This is a genomic window from Streptomyces sp. NPDC002088, assembly GCF_040296605.1.
Taxonomy (GTDB): domain Bacteria; phylum Actinomycetota; class Actinomycetes; order Streptomycetales; family Streptomycetaceae; genus Streptomyces.
The window spans coordinates 19,905-39,867 of sequence record NZ_JBEOXO010000016.1 but is presented as its reverse complement, the minus strand read 5'-3'; the positions used below and the strand labels follow the sequence as shown (position 1 = coordinate 39,867).

19 protein-coding genes and 1 pseudogene are annotated in these 19,963 nt (G+C 69.6%); 14 read left to right on the top strand and 6 right to left on the bottom strand.

What is annotated here, in order from left to right:
• Positions 1-74: 74 nt before the first annotated feature.
• On the top strand, positions 75-545 hold the full coding sequence (locus ABT114_RS29770) for an SRPBCC family protein (protein ID WP_351145965.1): 471 nt from the start codon (positions 75-77) through the stop codon (positions 543-545).
• On the top strand, positions 538-2,127 hold the full coding sequence (locus tag ABT114_RS29765) for a phytoene desaturase family protein (RefSeq protein WP_351145964.1): 1,590 nt from the start codon (positions 538-540) through the stop codon (positions 2,125-2,127). Before ABT114_RS29770 ends, ABT114_RS29765 begins: the two co-directional genes overlap by 8 nt.
• Before the next feature lie 185 nt (positions 2,128-2,312).
• Here the strand turns inward: ABT114_RS29765 and ABT114_RS29760 are convergent, their stop codons facing one another.
• Together ABT114_RS29760 and ABT114_RS29755 are read right to left on the bottom strand one after the other, a co-directional pair.
• On the bottom strand, positions 2,313-2,468 hold the full coding sequence (locus ABT114_RS29760) for a DUF6131 family protein (RefSeq protein ID WP_351145963.1): 156 nt from the start codon (positions 2,466-2,468) through the stop codon (positions 2,313-2,315).
• 88 nt (positions 2,469-2,556) lie between these two features.
• On the bottom strand, positions 2,557-3,117 hold the full coding sequence (locus tag ABT114_RS29755; RefSeq protein ID WP_351145962.1) for an alkaline shock response membrane anchor protein AmaP: 561 nt from the start codon (positions 3,115-3,117) through the stop codon (positions 2,557-2,559).
• 91 nt (positions 3,118-3,208) lie between these two features.
• Between ABT114_RS29755 and ABT114_RS29750 the strand changes: the two genes are divergently transcribed.
• The 4 genes from ABT114_RS29750 (at position 3,209) to ABT114_RS29735 (ending at position 5,880) form a co-directional block, all read left to right on the top strand.
• Positions 3,209-3,466, top strand: coding sequence for an SRPBCC family protein (locus tag ABT114_RS29750; protein ID WP_351145961.1), 258 nt, complete (start codon positions 3,209-3,211; stop codon positions 3,464-3,466).
• An 83-nt stretch (positions 3,467-3,549) separates the two neighbouring features.
• Positions 3,550-4,434, top strand: a complete 885-nt coding sequence (locus tag ABT114_RS29745) for an NAD(P)-dependent oxidoreductase (protein ID WP_351145960.1) — start codon at positions 3,550-3,552, stop codon at positions 4,432-4,434.
• A 13-nt stretch (positions 4,435-4,447) separates the two neighbouring features.
• A complete protein-coding gene (locus ABT114_RS29740) occupies positions 4,448-4,870 on the top strand; it encodes a PPOX class F420-dependent oxidoreductase (RefSeq protein ID WP_351145959.1) in 423 nt (140 codons plus the stop codon).
• Complete coding sequence (locus tag ABT114_RS29735) at positions 4,867-5,880, top strand: zinc-binding dehydrogenase (protein WP_351145958.1); 1,014 nt, start codon at positions 4,867-4,869, stop codon at positions 5,878-5,880. Before ABT114_RS29740 ends, ABT114_RS29735 begins: the two co-directional genes overlap by 4 nt.
• Before the next feature lie 370 nt (positions 5,881-6,250).
• Here ABT114_RS29735 and ABT114_RS29730 read toward each other — a convergent pair whose 3' ends face one another.
• Genes ABT114_RS29730 through ABT114_RS29720 form a run of 3 tightly spaced genes read right to left on the bottom strand, consistent with a single transcriptional unit; the run spans position 6,251 to position 9,643 of the window.
• The gene (locus ABT114_RS29730; RefSeq protein WP_351145957.1) at positions 6,251-7,111 is read right to left on the bottom strand and encodes an alpha/beta fold hydrolase; all 861 of its coding nucleotides are present in this window, start codon (positions 7,109-7,111) and stop codon (positions 6,251-6,253) included.
• Positions 7,108-8,082: a VOC family protein gene (locus ABT114_RS29725; RefSeq protein WP_351145956.1), complete on the bottom strand. Its 975-nt coding sequence runs from the start codon at positions 8,080-8,082 to the stop codon at positions 7,108-7,110. Before ABT114_RS29725 ends, ABT114_RS29730 begins: the two co-directional genes overlap by 4 nt.
• Before the next feature lie 28 nt (positions 8,083-8,110).
• Positions 8,111-9,643: an FAD-dependent monooxygenase gene (locus tag ABT114_RS29720; protein ID WP_351145955.1), complete on the bottom strand. Its 1,533-nt coding sequence runs from the start codon at positions 9,641-9,643 to the stop codon at positions 8,111-8,113.
• 113 nt (positions 9,644-9,756) lie between these two features.
• On the opposite strand from ABT114_RS29720, the gene ABT114_RS29715 reads away from it, so the two are divergent.
• Positions 9,757-10,392 (top strand): TetR/AcrR family transcriptional regulator, encoded by a 636-nt coding sequence (locus tag ABT114_RS29715; RefSeq protein WP_351145954.1) that lies wholly within the window; start codon positions 9,757-9,759, stop codon positions 10,390-10,392.
• Here ABT114_RS29715 and ABT114_RS50685 read toward each other — a convergent pair.
• Positions 10,341-10,958 (bottom strand): iron-containing alcohol dehydrogenase, encoded by a 618-nt coding sequence (locus ABT114_RS50685; RefSeq protein ID WP_502988416.1) that lies wholly within the window; start codon positions 10,956-10,958, stop codon positions 10,341-10,343. The genes ABT114_RS29715 and ABT114_RS50685 overlap by 52 nt on opposite strands.
• Positions 10,959-11,387: 429 nt before the next feature.
• Between ABT114_RS50685 and ABT114_RS29705 the strand changes: the two are divergent.
• From ABT114_RS29705 to ABT114_RS29675, 7 genes and pseudogenes are all read left to right on the top strand, one after another.
• A pseudogene (locus ABT114_RS29705) lies at positions 11,388-12,005 on the top strand (amino acid permease); the annotation flags it as partial.
• A gap of 385 nt (positions 12,006-12,390) precedes the next feature.
• The gene (locus tag ABT114_RS29700) at positions 12,391-14,913 is read left to right on the top strand and encodes a DUF4118 domain-containing protein (RefSeq protein WP_351145952.1); all 2,523 of its coding nucleotides are present in this window, start codon (positions 12,391-12,393) and stop codon (positions 14,911-14,913) included.
• A gap of 233 nt (positions 14,914-15,146) precedes the next feature.
• Positions 15,147-15,236: a K(+)-transporting ATPase subunit F gene (gene kdpF, locus ABT114_RS29695; protein ID WP_351145951.1), complete on the top strand. Its 90-nt coding sequence runs from the start codon at positions 15,147-15,149 to the stop codon at positions 15,234-15,236.
• A 12-nt stretch (positions 15,237-15,248) separates the two neighbouring features.
• Positions 15,249-16,913, top strand: coding sequence for a potassium-transporting ATPase subunit KdpA (gene kdpA / locus ABT114_RS29690; protein ID WP_351145950.1), 1,665 nt, complete (start codon positions 15,249-15,251; stop codon positions 16,911-16,913).
• Positions 16,913-19,042, top strand: coding sequence for a potassium-transporting ATPase subunit KdpB (gene kdpB, locus ABT114_RS29685; RefSeq protein ID WP_351145949.1), 2,130 nt, complete (start codon positions 16,913-16,915; stop codon positions 19,040-19,042). The genes kdpA and kdpB overlap by 1 nt, the downstream gene beginning before the upstream one ends.
• An 18-nt stretch (positions 19,043-19,060) precedes the next feature.
• Positions 19,061-19,690, top strand: a complete 630-nt coding sequence (kdpC, locus tag ABT114_RS29680; protein WP_351145948.1) for a potassium-transporting ATPase subunit KdpC — start codon at positions 19,061-19,063, stop codon at positions 19,688-19,690.
• 66 nt (positions 19,691-19,756) lie between these two features.
• Entirely contained in the window at positions 19,757-19,939 is a 183-nt protein-coding gene (locus tag ABT114_RS29675; protein WP_351145947.1) for a hypothetical protein, read from the top strand.
• Positions 19,940-19,963 lie beyond the last annotated feature (24 nt).

Sequence of the window (19,963 nt, the reverse complement as noted above, 5' to 3'; positions counted from 1 at the left end):
CAGGCAGGCGCTCCGAGTGCCGCACAACACGGCTGTGCCGCACACCGTCCGTTCCGGCAGAAGGGGCTCCTTCCATGGCAGTCCGACATCAGCTGATCCGGCGTCCCCCGCACGCGGTATGGGCGGTGCTTGCCGATCCGACCAGGTACGGGGAGTGGGTGGTAGGGCCCGCCACGTCCATGCCACTCGATCAGACCTGGCCCGACGTCGGATCCCGGCTCCGCTACACCGTGCGGCTGGGCCCTTGGTCGGTCGACGGGGTGACGACCGTCCGCCATCGGGAATCCGGCAGAGAGCTGGAACTGGAGGCGTCGTTCAAGTCGCTGGGCACCGCGAGGATCTTCCTCCAGCTCAGGCCGTGGGGCCAGGACGAAACGCTCGTCATCTGCGACGAGCACCCCCTGCGCGGCCTGGGAAGCACTTTCCACAACGCCGCGAGTGAAGCGGTGTTCCAACTGCGGCACCGGGGGATGCTGGCGCGCCTTGCCAGGCTCGTGGAACAGGATCACGTCGGACAGGATCACGCCGGGGCCCGTCATGCCTGACGCGGTGGTGATCGGCGCCGGACCCAATGGGCTGGTGGCTGCCAACGTGCTGGCGGACGCCGGGTGGAGCGTGGAAGTCCTGGAGGCACAGCAGGAGCCTGGAGGCGCCGTGCGCAGCGACCGCGGTGTCCATCCCGACTACGTCTCCGATCTCTTCAGCGCCTTGTACCCGCTGGCCGCCGTTTCCCCGGCCCTCGCCCGCCTCGGTCTCGCCGCGGAGGGACTGCGATGGAGCCATGCCCCGCGCGTGCTGGCCCACCCGCTGAGGGACGGGCGGTGCGCCGTGCTGGAGCGCCGCGTGCAGGAGACCGCATCCGGGCTGGAAGAGTTCGCGTCGGGCGACGGCGACGCCTGGCGGGACATGTACGAGGTGTGGAGCCGTGTCGGGCAGGACCTGGTGCAGGCCATGTTCACGCCCTTCCCTCCGGTCCGCTCCGGGCTCCGTCTGGCGGCGAACCTTCGGGCCGCGGGCGGACTGCGGCTGGTCCGGAAGCTGACCCTGCCGGTGCGCCGCCTGGGCGATGAGGAGTTCCGGGGCGAGGGCGGACGGCTCTTGTTGGCCGGGAACGCCCTGCACGCCGACCTGGCGCCCGAGGCGGTGGGCAGCGGCGGGTTCGGCTGGCTGATGTCGATGGTCGGACAGAGCCACGGCTTCCCGGTCCCCGTCGGCGGGGCCGGCGCCCTGACCGCGGCGCTCGTGAGCCGCCTCCAGCACCGCGACGGCGTCCTGCGCTGCGGGGAGCGCGCCGTGTCGGTCGTCGTACGTGGCGGCAGGGCGGTGGGCGTCAGGACGGCCGGCGGGGAGACCGTCGGCGCGCGGCGCGCCGTGCTCGCGGACACGTCGGCGTCGGCCCTGTACCGGGAGCTGGTGGGCGAGGAACACCTTCCGTCCCGGCTCCTGCGGGACCTGGAGCGTTTCCAGTGGGATTTCGCTACCTTCAAGGTCGACTGGGCGCTGACCGGCCCGGTGCCGTGGACGGCTCCGCAAGCCGCCGGCGCCGGGACGGTCCACGTGGCCGACGGCATCGACAGCCTGACCCGGTTCGCCTCGCAGATCGCCATGGGACACGTCCCCGACGAGCCGTTCGCCCTGCTCGGACAGATGACCACGGCGGATCCCAGCCGCTCGCCCGTCGGTACGGAATCGGCGTGGGCCTACACCCACGTCCCGCAGCACATCGTCTCCGACGCCGGCCCCGACCGCATCACCGGCCGTTGGGACGCCCGCGAACAAGAAGCCATGGCGGACCGCATCGAGGCACAGGTGGAACGATTCGCGCCCGGCTTCCGTACACGGATCCTCGCCCGCCGGATCCTGGCCCCCACCACCCTCCAGGCCATGAACGAGAACCTCCACAACGGCGCCATCAACAACGGCACCACCGCCCTGCACCAACAGGCGATCTTCCGCCCCGTCCCCGGCACAGGCCGACCCGAGACCCCCGTCAAGGGCCTCTACCTCGCCTCAGCGGCCGCCCACCCCGGCGGAGGGGTCCACGGAGCCCCCGGAGCGAACGCCGCCCGAGCCGCGCTGCGACCCTACGGACTGCACACCCTCCTCCACCGTGCCCAACGGATCTGAACCGCCTGGCACAAGGTGCTCGACGCGTTCGTCGTCCGGATGCGTTCGGTCCCCCCTCTGGTGTGCGTACTCCAGTGTGCCGCCCGGTGACTGCCGCGTTGCCCGCAGCGCCTCGCCGTCGGCGCAGGCGTCCGCGCGACTGCCGGCGGTCCCGGGGGATCGGTGGCGGCAGGCCGCCGGGTCGGTCACCAGTAGTGGCGTCGACCGGCGACGGCGTGTCCCATCGAGCCGAGGATCCACAGGATGGCTCCGACGACCAGCAGGATGATTCCAATGGTCCACAGGATGGATATCCCGGTGAGGAAGCCGACGACGAGCAGAATGATGCCCAGGATGATCATGACCTCTCCATTGGGGAGTGGTGCACGGTGCCCCTGTGAACTGCGAGAGATCGCAAGGGGGTGGACACGGGGATGGTCGGTCTCCTCCTTACTCCGCGCGGTGCGGTTTGTGGCCGGCGACCTGTAGGCGGACCTCGGTGGGCATGTGAGGGGAGCCGGTGGACCGACGAGCGGTCCGGAGCGGGCCCTCGCACAGGGCGTCGAGGAGAGTGCCGGGTGACGCCTGAGGAGTGAGAGTGAGTGCGACGCGGGTGTGGGGATGGGCAGGGCGGCCGGGCCCGCTACCGCACCGCCCCCGATCTCCTCGCCGCCACGGACGAGCAAACCAACACACCGACAAGTTGCTGATGCGGACGGCCGCGTGCTCGACCGCCGGCAGGGCACTGGCTTCGGTCGCGATCGCGTCGCCGAGCGCGCGGTCGCGCAGTTCGACGCCCTGCTGCGGGGGTGTGCCGCCGACGGGCAGTGCGCCGGGGTGGCGTCGGCGCAGTTGGGCGAGCAGCCACCACAGGGCGAGCAGGGCGACGAGGGCGAGGGCGGCGATGACCGCGGGCCACCACCAGCCCTGACCGCTCCAGCGGGCCCGGTCGGCGGAGCCGAGCAGGACGTCGGCCGGGGCGGTCAGGGGCCAGCCGACAGGCGGGACCATCTCCTTCCCGCAGGGCGGCGGCCCCGAGCTGAAGGACGGCCTCGTCTTCAGCTTCGGCACCTTCGGCTTCCCGCCACTGGACGCCCACGTCGTGGAGTTCCAGGCCCCGGCCGACGGCGTCCCCGGCCGCCTGTCCTGGACCGCCAAGCAGGACGGCACGCCCGAGCAGCGGCTGGATGTGCTGCACGCCTGGCTGGTCGAGGACCTGCCCGGCGGCCGGGTGCGGATCCTGACCCAGGAGACCCAGATCGGTCAGCCCGCCGCCGCGCTGGCGGGCGAGCGCCCCAACCCGATGCTCAACGGCCACCAGGCCTGGCTCGACGGCCTCGTCACCGCCGCCGCGAAGTAAGCGCGCCCCGGGTGCGTCCCGTGACACCGGGGCACACCCGGTTCTTGTCTTCACCGCACCGTATGGACAGGGAAGTTGACGTCATGACCGACAAGCTCACCGTGAGCGTGCTGGGCACCGGCATCATGGGTGCCGCGATGACCCGCAATCTCGCCCGCGCCGAGCACACCGTCCGGGCCTGGAACCGCAGCCGGGACAAGGCCGAACCGCTCGCCGCCGACGGCGTCGAGATCGCCGGCACCCCCGCCGAGGCCGTCGAGGGCGCCGATGTCGTCCTCACCATGCTGTACGACGGCCCCGCCACCCTGGACGTCATGAAGCAGGCTGCGCCCGCGCTGCGCCCCGGGACCGCCTGGGTGCAGTCGACCACCGCCGGTATCGAGGCGATCGGTGATCTGGCCGCCTTCGCCCGCGAATACGACCTTGTTTTCTACGACGCTCCGGTCCTGGGAACCCGCCAGCCTGCCGAGGCCGGCCGGCTGCTTGTCCTGGTCGCCGGTCCGAGCGAGCACCGCGAGGCCGTGACCCCGGTTCTCGACGCGGTCGGTGCCCGCACGGTGTGGACCGGCGAGGACGGTGCGGACGGCTCCGCGACTCGGCTGAAGCTCGTCGCCAACAGCTGGGTCATCGCGACCACCGCCGCGGCAGGCGAGGTCCTGGCCCTGTCGAAGGCCCTCGGCGTGGACCCGCAGGACTTCTTCGACGCCATCGGCGGCGGCCCGCTCGACATGCCGTACCTGCGTGCCAAGTCCGGCCTCATCCTCAACGAGCAGTTGTCCCCGGCCCAGTTCGCCGTGGCGACCGCCGCCAAGGACGCCCGACTGATCGTCGAGGCGGGGGAGGAGAACGGCGTACGCCTGGACGTGGCCGCGGCGAGCGCCGAGCGTCTGGAGCGGGCCGCCGCACAGGGGCACGGCGACGAGGACATGGCCGCCGCGTACTACGCGAGCTTCGACGAGCAGCACTGAGAAAGGGACCGACATGTCCAAGCCGCCACTGCCCGCCGAGGCCCAGGAACTGCTCCGCCGACCCAACCCGGCCGTGATGGCCACCCTGCGTTCCGACGGCACGCCGGTGTCCACCCCCACCTGGTACGTGTGGAAGAACAACCGGGTGCTGATCAGCCTGGACGAGGGCCGGATCCGCCTGAAGCACCTGCGCCGGGATCCCCGTGTGACCCTCACCGTCCTCGACAAGGACGACTGGTACACCCACGTCACCCTCATCGGCCGCGCCATCGAGATCTACGACGACGAGGGCCTCGCCGACATCGACCGCATCGCCGGCCACTACACCGGCAAGCCCTACCCGGACCGGGTCCGGACCCGGGTCAGCGCCTGGATCGAGGTCGAGCGCTGGCACGGCTGGGGCGCGCACCGGGACAGCGACCAGGCGGTCGTGTGAGCCCGCACTCGACCCGCCGTACGACCATGCGCGCGCTGGTCCTCGACCGCCCCGGCGCCCCCGAGACCCTGCGTCTGAGCGACCTGCCTGTACCCGAACCGGGCCCTGGCCAGGCGCGTGTGAAGGTCGAGGCCTGCGGCCTCAACCCCGTCGACTACCAGGTCGCAGCCGAGGGCCACCCCGACTGGACCTGGCCGCACGTTCTCGGCCTGGACGTGGCCGGCACCGTCGACGCGGTGGGCGAGGGCGTGACGGGCGTCCACCCGGGACAGCGGGTCGTCTTCCACGGCGATCTGCGCCGCCCCGGAGGCTTCGCCGTGTACGCCCTCGCCGACACCACGACCCTGGCCACGGTGCCCGACACGATCGAGTGGGCTGTCGCCGCCGGCCTGCCCTGTGCCGGTATGACCGCCTACCAGGCGGTGGTACGGCGACTGGTCGTCACTGCCGGGGACACGGTCCTGGTCACGGGGGGTGCGGGCGGCGTCGGCGGCTTCGCCGTCCAGCTCGCCGCACGGGCCGGAGCCCGAGTGATCACGACGGCGTCCGCCCGCAACGCCGACCGCGTTCGCGAGTTGGGGGCGGACGAGGTCGTCGACTACCGGACAGAGGACGTCGCCGCCCGCATCCGAGACCTGACCGACGGCCGGGGTGTGGACGGGGTGGTGGACACCGTGAGCCCGGAATCCGCCACGGCGAACCTGTCCCTGCTGGTGCACGGCGGCGGACTCGCCTCGGTTGCCGGACGGCCCGACCTGACCGTGGTGGCCCCGTTCACCATCGCGCCGTCGGTTCACGAGATCGCGCTGGGCGCTGCCCACAGCCACGGCGATGAGCGCCCCCGAGCCGACCTCTCCGCGATGCTCGGAGAACTGCTGACGCTGGTCGCGGACGGACACCTCGACCCCATGCTGTCCCGGACTCTCCCGCTCAGCGAAGTCCCGTCCGCGCTGGGTCAGTTGTCCGAACGGCACGTGCGGGGCAAGCTCGTGTACACCGCTTCCGGTTGAGCCGGACTCCGGGCAGACGTACCCGGCCGTACGGTTGCCCGCGTTCGCTCGGCCGGTAGGGCAACATCGAGCCCATCGGCGTCCCGTCCGAGGCCACGCCCGCCTTCGTGGGCTTCAGCAGCCGTGATGTCGAGGGCCTGGCGGACGGTCGGTGTCCGACGGCGATGCCAGGGCTACAAGGGTTTCGAAGTCGGCTCTGGTGATCTCGGACTCGTGCCAGGCATATCCACACCGGCAGCGGTTGCGGCTGACGAAGGCCCCGTCGCGGCGGGCCCTGGCACAGCGGGAGCAGCGAACTGCCCGGCGCTGCCGCCGTTCGTAGGGCACCAGGGCCCGCGATCGCTCCGAGGCCCCGAAAGGCCGCTGAGTCCTACTCGGTGAGGAAGAGCTTCGCCTGTGCGGTGAAGCCGGCCGCCTGCTCGATCTGGATCCAGTGACCGGCGTGCGGGAGCACGTGGAGCCGGGCGTTGGGAAGGTTCTCGGCCAGGTAGTACCCCGCCGCAACCGGGAGCATCCGGTCTTCACGACCGTGCAGCACGAGCGCCTGGTGCTGGATGGCCGCCAGCTCGTCCTCGGTGTACTTGACCGGTCCGTACTCGGGGTTGAAGGTCGCCAGGTGCGAGCGGCGCACGTCGTCACGGGTGGCCAGCGCGACCCGTGTCCGCGCGATTTCCTCCAGCTTGCCGGCGAAGAGGCCGGTGTCGTCGACGAATCGTACGAGGAGGTCGGCCATCGCCTCGGGCGACGGGTCCTGGTAGAAGGTGATCAGCTTCATCAGGTCCGCGGTCGGCGGGATCGGTGCCCCACCGCTGCCCATGAGGATCATCTTGTCGATGCGGGCAGGCTCGATCTGAGCGACACGAAGCGTGATCATGCCGCCCATCGAATTGCCGACGAAGTGTGCCTTGGCCACACCCAGGGCGTCGAGCAGCGCGAGGAGCGACCGGGCACGCAGGGTGGTGTATGCCGGCATGCCACCGTTCGGGGCGGGTTCCGGGTGCTCGGAGTCGCCGAACCCCAGCACGTCGGGTGCGATGCAGTAGTAGTCCCCGGCGAACGACGGCATCAGATGTGCCCAGTTGGACGGCGCGCTGACACCTGGTCCCGAGCCGTGGACGAAGAGGATCGCGGGCTTGGACGGGTCGCCGCACGTGTAGACCCGCAGTCGGTGTCCGCCCGCCTGGATGTCCTGGCTGCGGACCTCGCGGTTGTCGGCAGTGGTCGCTGTCACTGGGTGACCTCCCCGGCCGCCTTCATCGCCGCCTCCCGCAGTTCCTGACCGCGCTTGGCCAGCTCGACGAGGGCCGTGCCCAGCTTCATCGGGTTCTTGTGGCCCCACGCGCTGATGGAGTCGTACTCGCCGACCTCCCAGGTGTCGTCGTCCTCGATGATCAGGCCACCCCAGCCGTACTCAACCGCGATACCCGACGGGGAGTTGGCGTAGAAGGAGAACATCTTGTCGTTGGGGTGCATGCCCATGGTGTGCATCATCGGGACCCGTGCCTCGACGATGCGGTCGTAGGCCCAGCCCACGTCCGACATGTTGTTGTTCTCGATCAGGAAGTGGTGGAGCTTGATCGGCGCCGGCATCTCCGCGAAGGCCAGCGTGTGGTGACGGCCGTTGCAGTGGGTGAAGGCGGCGTCGACGAAGAGGCCGGGCTCGACCTCGTCCTTGATGTAGTCCGACAGCTTGAAGCCGAGGTGGCCGTAGAACTCCAGCATTCGCTCGCGGCCGCCGCCGGGCGTACAGAGCAGGAACATGTGGCCGGCGCCGCCCTGGCGGGTCTGGAAGCCGTACTTGTTGACCTCGTTGGCGTAGGGCTCATCGGCCTTCTTCAGGCCGTTGATCAGCTCGACGCGGTTGCCCTCGGGGTCGGCGGTGACGTAGATGCGGGCGACTCCGCGCTCGGCCGCGAGCTCAGGGTCGCCTTCGGTGACGTCGTGTCCGTTACTGCGCAGCAGCGCGACGACCTCGTCGAGTTCCGCGTCGGAGCCGCAGTCGAAGCCGGCGAAGGCCAGGTCGTTGCGCGGGCCCCGCACGATGATCGTGCGGTGGATGTGGTCGTCGAGCCGGAAGGTGCGGATGTCGTCCTCGTGACGGGCCGGCATCAGGCCGAGAAGCTGCCCGGCGAAGCCGCTCCAGGCGTCGAGGTCGTCGGCCTCGATGCCGACGTAGGAGAGTTCTTTGATCGTTGCGGCCATGTCGATTCCTTAAATCGGAGGATGGTGGTCAGGCGGGAACGGAGAGGCCGGTGGGATCGGCCGCGACCACGAAGCGGTCTGGGCGTACGACGACCACGCGGGCGCCGCGCTCACGCAGCCAGCCGATGAGGGCGCCGTCGATGTCGACGATCTCGTCGGGACCCTTGGTGCCCTGGTCGGCGGCGCGGACGGCGAGGTAGCGCGCACCGATGGCGTCCCAGCCGGCCTTGTCCTCGGCTGACAACACAGTCGTCGGGTCGACGTTGTCGCCGAGTACGACGAAGCCGTTGCCGAGCAGATCGTCGAGTCGGCCGATGATGCCGTTGACGGTGGCGGCTCGCGGCTGCGGGATCATCTTGCCGACCGCGCTGTCGGGTGTCGCGGCGCCGGTGAACCAGCCGGCGACATAGGACGGCGGCCAGAGCAGCGGCGGCAGTTCCTCCGACTGCGCGGCCAGAGCGGCCTGCTCCTCCTCGGTGAGTTCCTGCTTGATGATGCGGCCCAGCTGTATCGAGACCTCGGTGTAGAAGTCGACGTTGGGGCGGCGCTCCGCCTCGTAGGAGTCGAGGATCGAGGTCGGGAGCGAGCCGCCGAGCACGCCGGCGAGCTTCCACGCGATGTTGAACGCGTCGCGGATGCCCGACTGCATGCCCGATCCGGCCCACGGCGGCATCAGGTGAGCGGCGTCGCCGAGCAGGAAGACGCGCTCGCCGACGCGCCACGACTCCGCGGAGCGGACGTGGTGGCTGTAGAAGGCGTGGCCGTGGATGTCGATGTCGTCGCGCGAGACCCCGAGCGACTCCAGCAGCGGCCAGAGATCCTCGTGGGTGGCGAAGTCCGCGTCGGTCTCGCCGGGCTTGAGCGGGATCTCCCAGCGGTGGTTGTCGCGGCCGAGCGCGATGTCGACGACGGGGCGCTCCTTGTCGGACCAGAAGGTGAGGATGTGGCGGTTGGGCCACCAGCGCTTCACCTTGCCGTCGACGACGACCCAGCGGACATCCAGAGTGTCGCCGACGAGGTTGACGCCCAGCCGCTCGCGGGTCGCGGCTTCGCCGCCGTGGCAGGCGAGGGCGTACCGGGCTCGCACCGTGGAGGACTCACCGGTGGCGAGGTCACGGACGGTGACCGTGACGCCGTCGGCGTCCTGAGCCACGTCGGTCACCTCGGCGCCGTACTCGACCCGGATCTTGTAGCCGAACCGCGCTGCCCCGTCGCGCAGGGTCTGCTCCATGGTGGGCTGGTAGATCGCGTACGACGTCGCGTGGCCGAGCTGCCCCGGCGGGAACGGCAGGTGCAGCAACTCGGTGCCGTCGTAGGTGATCCAGCGCAGGGCGAGAGTGGGATCCATGTCGGCTTTGACGCGCTCGTCGAGGCCGACCTGCTGGAAGAGGCGCATCGTCCAGTCGTTGATCGTGACGGCGCGGGCACGGCTGTAGATGTCGCGTTCGCGCTCGAAGGCGATCGCGTTGATGCCAAGCGTGCCGAGCGCGTTGGCCGCGGCGACGCCCGAAGGGCCGTAACCAATGATCGCGACGTCGGTGTCGTAATCATGAGGACGCATGGATGCCTCGGTTCTGTAATGAAGATTCCAGACAGAAGTACGTGGGCCATTAGAAGTGGCCGAAAAAGAGGCTGTCAAGGGTCTGGAGCGAACGATCCAGATAGGGTGTGGGTATGCCGACCACAACCGCCGGACGCCGCAACAAGCGCCTGCTCCAGGGTGAGCGTTCGCGTGATGAGATCCTGGATGCTGCCTCGCGGATGATGTCGATCCGCGGATTCGACGGCACGAGCATCGCCGACATCGCCCGAGAGTCAGGGCTGCCCAACAGCTCGATCTACTGGCACTTCAAATCCAAGCTGGGCATCCTCGCCGCCGTCATGGAGCGCGGGGCCGACCGCTTCTTCATGAATGCCACCACACCTGAACCAGACCCGGGCGACACACCCGAGGTGTACTTGCGCCGCGCTCTCCGCGCCTCCGGTGCCGCGTTCGTCGACCACCCGGAGTTCCTGCGGTTGTTCGTGCTGCTACTGCTGAGCAGCGACACCCCGGAGACGGCCGAGATCATCGGACGAGTACGAGCACACGGGCGCTCCAACCTCCACGCTCTGATCACCCACGCCTTCACCACCATCGCCCCCGACCAGGCCGGGCAGGTGGCCGACGACACTGTCGACTTCGCGCTCGCGGGCTTCGACGGCGCCTTCCTCGCACTCCAGGCGAACCCTGCCGCAGCGCACGAACGCCTGATGGATCAGCTCGCCATCGCGCTGTCAAGCCTCGGTAGGGAGGCTCTCGGCGCATGACCGGGACCGGCCAGGACGGACGCCGGTCTTAGGCTTCGGCGCATGACGGATTCCCCTCGCGCCGCCGGAACCCGGACGCTCGCCCGCGGCCCGCACGCCATGCAACTCGTCAGCACGGCGAGCGACGGCCTGAGCATCCACAGGGCCTCGACCGCGTGCGCGATGGCGTTCATGCCGCTGGTCGCGGACACGATCGTCGGCAGGGTCACGGTGAGTTCGGGATCGTAGAGCACCGAGACCGGCAGGACACGCGTGTCCTTCCCGGTGCGTTTGACGCCGTCCTTCGTCAGCCCCCACACGGGTGCCATCTCGGATCCGGCGTACGTCGTCGGTACGGCGATGATCGGCAGGCCGTGGCGGAGGGCGACGGCCTTGCCCAGGCCGATGGCCGAACCGCCGCCCACGGCCACGCAGCCGTCGGCATTCAGTTCCGCCACGCGGTCACGGGCTTGGGTAGCCGCTTCCACGGGGACGTGCATCCTGGCGTGGGGATGAACGCCCGCCGCCCGTTCCCCGATCAGGCCGGCGACGGTTACTGCGAGCTCTTCCTGTTCGGGACGGGTCACGCTCCGGACGGAGTCGTGTGGGTCACACTGCCGTCAACGTCGCGTCAAGGTCCGCGGCTTGGGCGTGAAGAAGCCGCAAGGAGAGGTCGAAAGCGGTGGGGGACGGACAGAACCTGGGCCTACCCGCGTACTGCCTTCCCGCGTGCGCGGGCCCTTTGTGAAGGAGCACGTATTCCATGTCCGTCCTGACCACCGAACCGGTCGGCGCCGCCCCGCCCGACGAGGAGCCGCGGGATACCGGCGAGCGCCACCGGCTCACCGCCGTCACTGGGCTCGCCGCCCTCTCCCTGGATGCCATGGCGTCGGTGGCGTACGGTTCCGAGGCGATCGTCCTCGTCCTGGCGGCCTTCGGCGCGCACGGCCTCGGGTTCACGCTGCCGGTGACTCTCGCGATCGCCGCACTGCTGGCGGTCCTGGTGGCTTCGTACCGGCAAGGCGACGCTCAACGGCTTCGGCGCCGTGCTCACCGGCATCGCGGCCGTCGTCGTCACGGCGACCAAGTTCGAGGACGGCGCCTGGCTGATCGTGATCGCCCTGCCGCTGCTGGTGGTGGCCTTCGAAGCCGTGCACCGCGCCTACGCCCGGATCGGTGAGCGGCTCGGCCTGGGGTGTATCCCGGAGCCGCCGCACCGGGACCGGTCCGTGGTGATCGTTCCGGTGTCGAACCTGTCGCGGCTGACGTGCGAGGCCCTGAACGCCGCCGCCTCGCTCGGCGACGAGGTGCGCGCGGTCACCGTCTGTCACCCCGATCCCGAGGACAGGGCCCACACCCATGCGCTGGCGCGCGACTGGGAGCTGTGGAACCCCGGCGTGCCCCTGATCCAGCTGACTTCCGAGCGCCGCGCTTTGGGCAGCCCGATCGCCGAGTACGTGGGCGAGACGGTCGCTGCTGAGCCCGGAACCCGTGTGACCGTTCTGATTCCCGAGGTCGAGCCGGACCGTCTGCGGCTGCGGCTGCTGCAGAACCAGCGCGGTGCGGTCGTCGCGCACGCGGTGCGCCGGGACACGGACGCGGTGATCTGCCGCCTGCGGTTCCGTGTTTCTTGATGCCTCACCCTGCTGTTGGCCCGCACCCCGCTGGTGCGGGCCAACAGCAGGGTGGGCCGTACGGCGGGATCGGTTCCCGCAGACGCACGAGTGGGCCGTAAGAGTTCCGTCACAGCCGTACGGGCCGCCCTAGGGGGGTGTCAACGGCGCTCGAATTCGGCCGGAGAGCGGCACCAGAGCCCTTCCCGGTCCGCGGGCGCGTTTCGCGCGGGAGGCGTGACATGCACCCACCGCACCGGGCGCTCTGGGTCGACAGCGGGACTCGATACACCCCGAGGGGGTCTTGCCCGACGCTGGGCCGGTGTCGTCGCGAGGAGCGGCCCGTAGGGGCGCACCATGGTAGGGCGCACGCACGAATGGTGTGTGACCTGGCAGGAGCCCGCTGGTGGCACGTGGACGGTTGCGGATCTACCTCGGGGCCGCCCCCGGGGTCGGAAAGACGTACGCCATGCTCACGGAGGGGCAGCGGCTGCGTTCACTGGGTGCGGATGTGGTCGTGGGCTTCGTCGAGCCGCATGGGCGTCGGCCGACCGCTGCCCTGGCCGACGGTCTGGAGACGATCCCCCGGCGCACCCTGACCCATCGCGGTGCGGTCTTCACCGAGATGGATCTCGACGCCGTGCTGGCCCGCCGCCCCCAGGTCGCGCTGGTCGATGAACTGGCCCACTCCCACGTTCCGGGGACCCGCAATGCCAAGCGGTGGCAGGACGTCGAGGAGCTCTTGGCTGCCGGCGTCGATGTCGTCACCACGCTCAACGTCCAGCACCTGGAATCCCTCAATGACCTGGTCCGGCAGATCACCGGGGTCAGGCAGCGCGAGACCCTGCCCGACGAGGTGGCGCGCCGCGCCGACCAGATCGAACTGGTGGACCTGCCGCCCGAGGTGCTGCGCCGCCGCATGGTGCACGGCGATGTCTACCCGCCGGACCGCATCGAATCCGCCCTCACCCACTACTTCCGGGTCGGCAACCTCACCGCACTGCGCGAACTCGCCCTGCTGTGGCTGGCCGACCGAGTGGAGGAGGGGCTGCAGCGCTACCGGGCCGAACACGGCATCTCCGCCCCCTGGGAGACCCGGGAGCGGATCCTGGTGTCACTGAGCGGGGGGCCGGAGGGCGAGACCCTCATCCGCCGCGCCGCGCGGATCAGCGCTCGTACGCCCGGCACCGAATTGTTGGCCATCCACGTGATCCCGGAGGACGGGCTCACCGCAGTCGACCCGGGCGTACTTGACGCCCAGCGCACCCTTCTGGAGTCGCTCGGCGGCAGCTACCACCAGACCACGGGCGAGGACGTCGTCGATGCCCTGCTCCAGTTCGCCGAGGCGGAGAACGTCACCCAGATCGTGCTGGGCGCCAGTCGGCACGGCCGTCTCGCCTCCTTCCTGCGAGCAGGCGTGGGGGCGCGGACGATCAAGGGGTCCGGCCCCATCGACGTGCACATCGTCACCCATGAGGAGGCAGCCGGTTCAGCTGCGCTGAGGCTTCCCCGTCCGAGTCGTGGCCTGGGCCCAAGACGGTACTGGTCCGCGCTGGCCGGCGCCGTGGTGCTGCTGCCCGTACTGACGCTCCTGCTGACCGCGCTGCGGGACCACCTCAGTCTCGCCGGAGACCTGGTGATCTATCTGCTCGTCGTCGTGGTGGTCGCCCTGGCCGGCGGGCTCTACCCCGCTCTGCTGGCCGCTGTTGCCGCGGCGTTGCTCGCCGGCTACTACTTCACCGCACCGGTGCACTCGCTGGCGATGGAGCGCGCCGACGAGATCACCGCGCTCGTGGTCTTCATCGCCACGGCCGCTCTCGTCGGCACCGCAGCGGGAGCGGCTGCGCAGCGTACGCACCAGGCGGTACGCGCGACATCGGAGGCGAGGGCGTTGAGCCGCCTGGCCGCCGCCGTGATGCGTGGCCAGGATCTGCCGGCACTCGTCGAGCAGATCCGGGAGAACTTCGGCCTCAGCGCGATCAGCCTGCTCGAAAGGGACCCGGAAGCATCCCCCGTGCCCCGCTGGTACGTGATCGCCAGCGCGGGGGAGCGGCCGCCGGAAAGGCCCTACGAGGCGGATGTGGAAAGCCCGGTCGACGACACTCTCACGCTGGCGGCTCGCGGCTCAGGACTGAGTACGGAGGATCAGCGCGTGCTCGCCGCATGCGCCGCCGAACTGGGGCTGGCCCACGCTCGGGGGCGGATCGCCGGGCGTTCCGGTGGCACGGACACCTTCACCGAGACCGAACGCACCCGGGCATCCCTGCTTCTCGCGGCAGGCCGCGATCTGCGTGCTCCGCTCCGCACAGCCGAAGAAGCGCTCGTGCGTTTGCGGGGCCGACTCGCATGCGAGCGTGCCCGGGAAGCGGCGCAGCTGCTGGACACCGCCCGCGCGGCCGTGCACCGTGCGGCGCAGTTGGTCACCGATCTCGACGACCTGAGCCGTCTGCACGCCGGGGCACTCGATCTCTACCTGCGCCCGGTCGACCTCAATGAGGTGCTGGGCGCTGCCTTGGACGACCTCGGGCCCGGTGGCCACTCGATCGTTCTGCGCCTGCCGGAACAGCTGCCCGACGTGATCGCCGATGCCGCCCTTCTCACCCGCGCCCTGACCGCCCTCGGGGCCGACGCACTGCGTCACAGCCCACCGGACCGGCCCCCCGTCTTCTGCGCCCAGGTCCGGGGCGACCGCCTGGTGATCCGGGTGGAGGACGGGATGCCTGAGCAGAGAACGGAATCGAGCACGCTCCCCTCCCGGGCACCGGGTACCAGGAAGGCCGACAGCCTGGCTCTGCGGCTTTCGCGTGACCTGGCCGAGGCCATGGACGGGACCCTGGAGACGACCGCCGACGGGCCGGCCTTCTCGGTGACGCTCACTCTTCCGAGCTGTGCTCCCGGCGGCGGCGCGACATCCGACCGCGACGGGTGAATGCCTGCGCTCCACCATCACCCCATCGGCCCACACAGCGTCAACGCTTTGCCGAAGTCAACTGATATAGCGTCAGAAACGCGCCAACCCCATATTCCGAACAGGGCGCACCGTAAAGCTCCGCCCCTGACGACTCTGCGGGGTGCCTCGCGCATGTCGGACGTCGCATACATCGCGCTCACGGTTGTGGTGTTCGCCCTCATCGGCCTTGCCGCCAAGGGGGTCGGACGCCTGTGAGCCTGGAAAACATCGTCGGCCTCGTCGTTGCCGCGTGCCTCGTGGTCTACCTGGTCGTGTGCCTGATCTTCCCCGAGAAGTTCTAGGGGCCGGCTCCGATGAACGACACTCTCGCGGGCTGGCTCCAGGTGCTCGCCCTGGTGGTCGTGCTGGGTCTCTCGTTTCGCCCGCTGGGCGACTACATGGCCCGCGTCCTGACCGCCGATCACCATGGCCGGGCTGAACTCCTGGTCTACCGGGCCGGGGGAGTGAACGGCGACGTGGACCAGAGGTGGTCGGCCTACCTTCGGAGTGTCCTGGCCTTCTCCGCGGTCTCGGTGCTGTTCCTGTACGTGTTTCTGCGCCTGCAGAACCATCTCCTGCTGTCCCTGGGGACGAAGCCGGTCACTGCGGACCTGTCGTTCAACACCGCTGCATCCTTCGTCACCAATACCAACTGGCAGGCGTATTCCGGCGAGTCGACCTTGGGCTATTTGGTCCAGATGGCGGGCCTCGCGGTGCAGAACTTCGTCTCCGCAGCCGTGGGTATCGCCGTCGTCGCCGCACTGATCCGCGGCTTCACACGGAAGAAGACCGATCGCGTCGGGAATTTCTGGGTGGACCTGACTCGGATTGTGCTTCGTGTTCTGCTGCCCATTGCACTCGCCTTCGCGATCGTTCTGGTGGCCGCCGGTACCATTCAGAATTTCCACGGAATCCACGACATCACCACCATCGCGGGCGGGCAGCAGAGCCTGACCGGCGGGCCGGTCGCCTCCCAGGAGGCCATCAAGGAACTGGGCACCAACGGCGGTGGTTTCTACAACGCCAACTCCGCGCACCCCTTCGAGAACCCCAACGCCCTCACCAACCTGATCGAGATCTACCTGCTCCTGGTCATCGCGTTCTCGCTGCCGCGGACTTTCGGGACGATGGTCGGGGACAACCGCCAGGGCTATGCGATCATCGCGGTGATGGCGTTGATCTGGGGTGCGTCGGTCGCCATCGTGACCGCCAACGAGCTGCACAGCGTCAGCAGCGCGGCCGGCCACGCGGCCGGCGGAATGATGGAGGGCAAGGAAACGCGGTTCGGGATCTGGGCCTCGGCTCTGTTCGCCGTGTCCACCACCCTCACATCGTGCGGAGCGGTCAACTCCTTCCACGACTCGTACACGCCGGGCGGCGGCGGAATGACGATCTTCAACATGATGCTGGGGGAGATCGCGCCCGGCGGCACCGGCTCCGGGCTCTACGGCATCCTGATCCTGGCGGTCGTCGCGGTCTTCGTCGCCGGACTGATGGTCGGCCGTACGCCCGAGTACCTCGGCAAGAAGCTGCGGGGCCGGGAGATGAAGTTCGCCTCCCTCTACATCCTGACCACGCCCGCGCTCGTGCTGGTCGGTGCGGGGCTGGCGATGGCGTTCCCGGGTGAGAGGGCGGCCATGCTCAATTCCGGGCCGCACGGCTTCGCCGAGGTGTTGTACGCCTTCACGTCGGCTGCGAACAACAACGGCTCGGCGTTCGCGGGGCTGAGCGTGAACACCGTCTGGTACAACACCGTGCTCGGCGTAGTCATGCTCATCGGCCGGTTCCTGCCGATGGTGTTCGTCCTGGCACTCGCGGGCTCGCTCGCCGCGCAGCAGCCCGTTCCGGTCACCGCGGGCACCCTGCCCACGCACCGGCCGCAGTTCGTCGGGCTGTTGACCGGGGTGATCCTCATCGTCGTCGGTCTGACGTACTTCCCCGCGCTCGCGCTCGGACCCCTTGCGGAGGGGCTGCACTGATGTCCACGACCGCCGCTCCCGCTCCCGTCCCGCCGGGCGCCGGGCGTCAGCCGCACCGGGTCTCCGGCGGACTGCTCGACCCCAAGCAGCTTCTGACGTCCTTCCCGGATGCCCTGCGCAAGCTGGATCCGCGCGTGATGTTCCACAACCCCGTCATGTTCGTGGTGGAGGTCGGGGCGGTCCTGACCACACTGTCCGCCATCAGGACACCCAGTGTCTTCGCCTGGGTGATCACAGCGTGGCTCTGGCTGACGTCCGTCTTCGCCAATCTCGCCGAAGCCGTGGCCGAGGGACGCGGCAAGGCCCAGGCGGAGACTCTGCGCCGGACCAAGACGATGGCGACGGCCCGCCGGCTCGTCGACTGGCGGCCGGGCGCGACCGACATCGCGGAGGAGGAAGTTCCAGGCGTCGACCTTCGTCTTGGCGATCATGTCGTCGTCGAGGCCGGGCAGATCATCCCGGGCGACGGCGATGTGGTCGAGGGCATCGCGAGCGTCGATGAATCGGCCATCACGGGCGAGTCGGCGCCGGTGATCCGCGAGTCGGGCGGTGACCGGTCGGCGGTCACGGGCGGCACAAAGGTGCTCTCGGACCGGATCGTCGTGAAGATCACCTCGAAGCCGGGGGAGACCTTCATCGACCGGATGATCGCCCTCGTGGAGGGCGCCGCCCGGCAGAAGACGCCGAACGAGATCGCCCTCAACATCCTGCTGGCATCCCTCACGATCATCTTTCTGATCGCGGTGGTGACCCTGCAGCCCTTCGCCCTCTTCGCGGGGGCCGAGCAGACCATCGTGATCCTCGTCGCCCTCGTCGTGGCCTTGATCCCGACGACGATCGGCGCGTTGCTGTCGGCGATCGGCATCGCAGGCATGGACCGGCTCGTGCAGCGCAACGTCCTGGCGATGTCCGGCCGCGCGGTGGAAGCCGCGGGTGACGTCAACACCCTCCTGCTCGACAAGACCGGCACCATCACCCTCGGCAACCGCCAGGCTGCCGAATTCCTGCCCGTGGACGGGGTGGGCGTCGAGGAACTCGCGGACGCCTCCCAGCTGTCGTCGATCGCCGACGAGACGCCCGAGGGCCGCTCGATCGTCGTCCTCGCCAAACAGCAGTACGCGCTACGTGGCCGCGGCGAAGGAGAGCTGGCCCAGGCACAGTTCGTACCCTTCACCGCGCAGAGCCGGATGAGCGGCGTCGACATCAACGATCCCCAGGAGAACCGCTCTTTGCGCAAGGGGGCGGCGACGGCAGTGATGCGCTGGGTCCGTGACAACGGCGGCCACCCCACGGCAGAGGTCGGCGGCATCGTCGACGGCATCTCCGCGAGCGGCGGCACCCCACTGGTCGTCGGCGAGGTGACCCGGCACGGCGGCACGCCCGTCGCCCGCGTCCTCGGGGTGATCCACCTCAAGGACGTCGTCAAGGAAGGCATGCGGGAACGGTTCGACGAGCTGCGTCGGATGGGCATCAAGACCGTCATGATCACCGGCGACAACCCTCTCACCGCCCGCGCCATCGCCCAGGAGGCAGGGGTGGACGACTTCCTCGCCGAGGCCACCCCCGAGGACAAGATGGCTTTGATCCGGCGCGAACAGGAGGGCGGCAAACTGGTCGCGATGACCGGAGACGGCACCAACGACGCCCCGGCGCTCGCGCAGGCGGACGTCGGCGTGGCGATGAACACCGGTACGTCGGCCGCCAAGGAGGCCGGCAACATGGTCGACCTCGACTCCAACCCGACCAAGCTGATCGAGATCGTGGAGATCGGCAAGCAGTTGCTGATCACGCGCGGTGCATTGACGACGTTCTCCATTGCCAACGACGTCGCGAAGTACTTCGCGATCATTCCGGCGATGTTCGCGAGCGTCTACCCCGGCCTCGACAAGCTCAACATCATGCGCCTCCACAGCCCGACCTCGGCGATCGCCTCCGCGATCGTCTTCAACGCGCTGATCATCATCGCGATGATCCCGCTCGCGCTGCGGGGCGTGCGCTACCGGCCGTCCTCAGCCGCGAAACTGCTCAGCCGCAACATCTGGATGTACGGGCTCGGCGGGCTGGTACTGCCCTTCCTGGGCATCAAGCTGCTCGACCTCTTCATCCAGTTCGTCCCCGGCCTGCGCTGACAGAAGGCGATCCCACCCGTGCGCACCCTTCTTCCCCCTGTACTCCAGCACCATCTGGTGGCCCTGCGGATGCTGCTGACGTTCACCGTGATCACCGGCATCGCCTATCCACTGGTCGTCACCGGCATTGCCCAGGCCGGTCTCTCCCACCAAGCCAACGGCTCCCTGCTGACGACGAACGGCACCCCGGTGGCTTCGAGCCTCATCGGCCAGAACTTCGCCCTGTCGAAGAAGAATCCCCATGACGCGCAGGAGCCGCTGCGCCCCGACCCCAAGTGGTTCCAGCCCCGCCCGTCCGCGGGCGGCTACGACCCCCTGAGCTCCGGCGCCTCCAACCTGGGACCGAACAACACCGACCTGATCAAGACCGTCAAGGACCGCCGAGCCGCCGTCGCCGCCTTCGACGGGGTCCCGCCCTCATCCGTCCCCGCGGACGCCGTCACAGCCAGCGGCTCCGGGCTCGATCCGGCGGTCTCTGCGGCGTATGCCTACGAACAGGTGGCCCGCGTCGCGAAGGCCCGCCACCTCGCCCCCACCAAGGTCAGGGCTCTGGTGGCCCGACACGTCCAGGGACGTGTTCTGGGCTTCCTGGGTCAGGAACGCGTCAACGTCGTCGAGCTCAACCACGATCTGGCCGGGCTGGTGTGACCACAACGTGAGGGTGTCGGCGACGGCGGCCGAGGCGGGGACGAACACCGGAACGGGGGGCGTGGCGTGAACGTGGGGGCCGTGGCCGTACTCGCGGGGATCGCCGCGTTCGGCGGCACGTCGGCCGTCCTCGCGGGGACCTATGGGCTGTGCCAGGCACGGCGTGTGACCAGGACGGACGTGCGCGTCGAGGCACTGGTCAAGCGACGCCCGGGAGAGACTCCCCACTCGGCGACAGCCGCTCATTGACGGCGGCAACGTACTTGTCTCCTA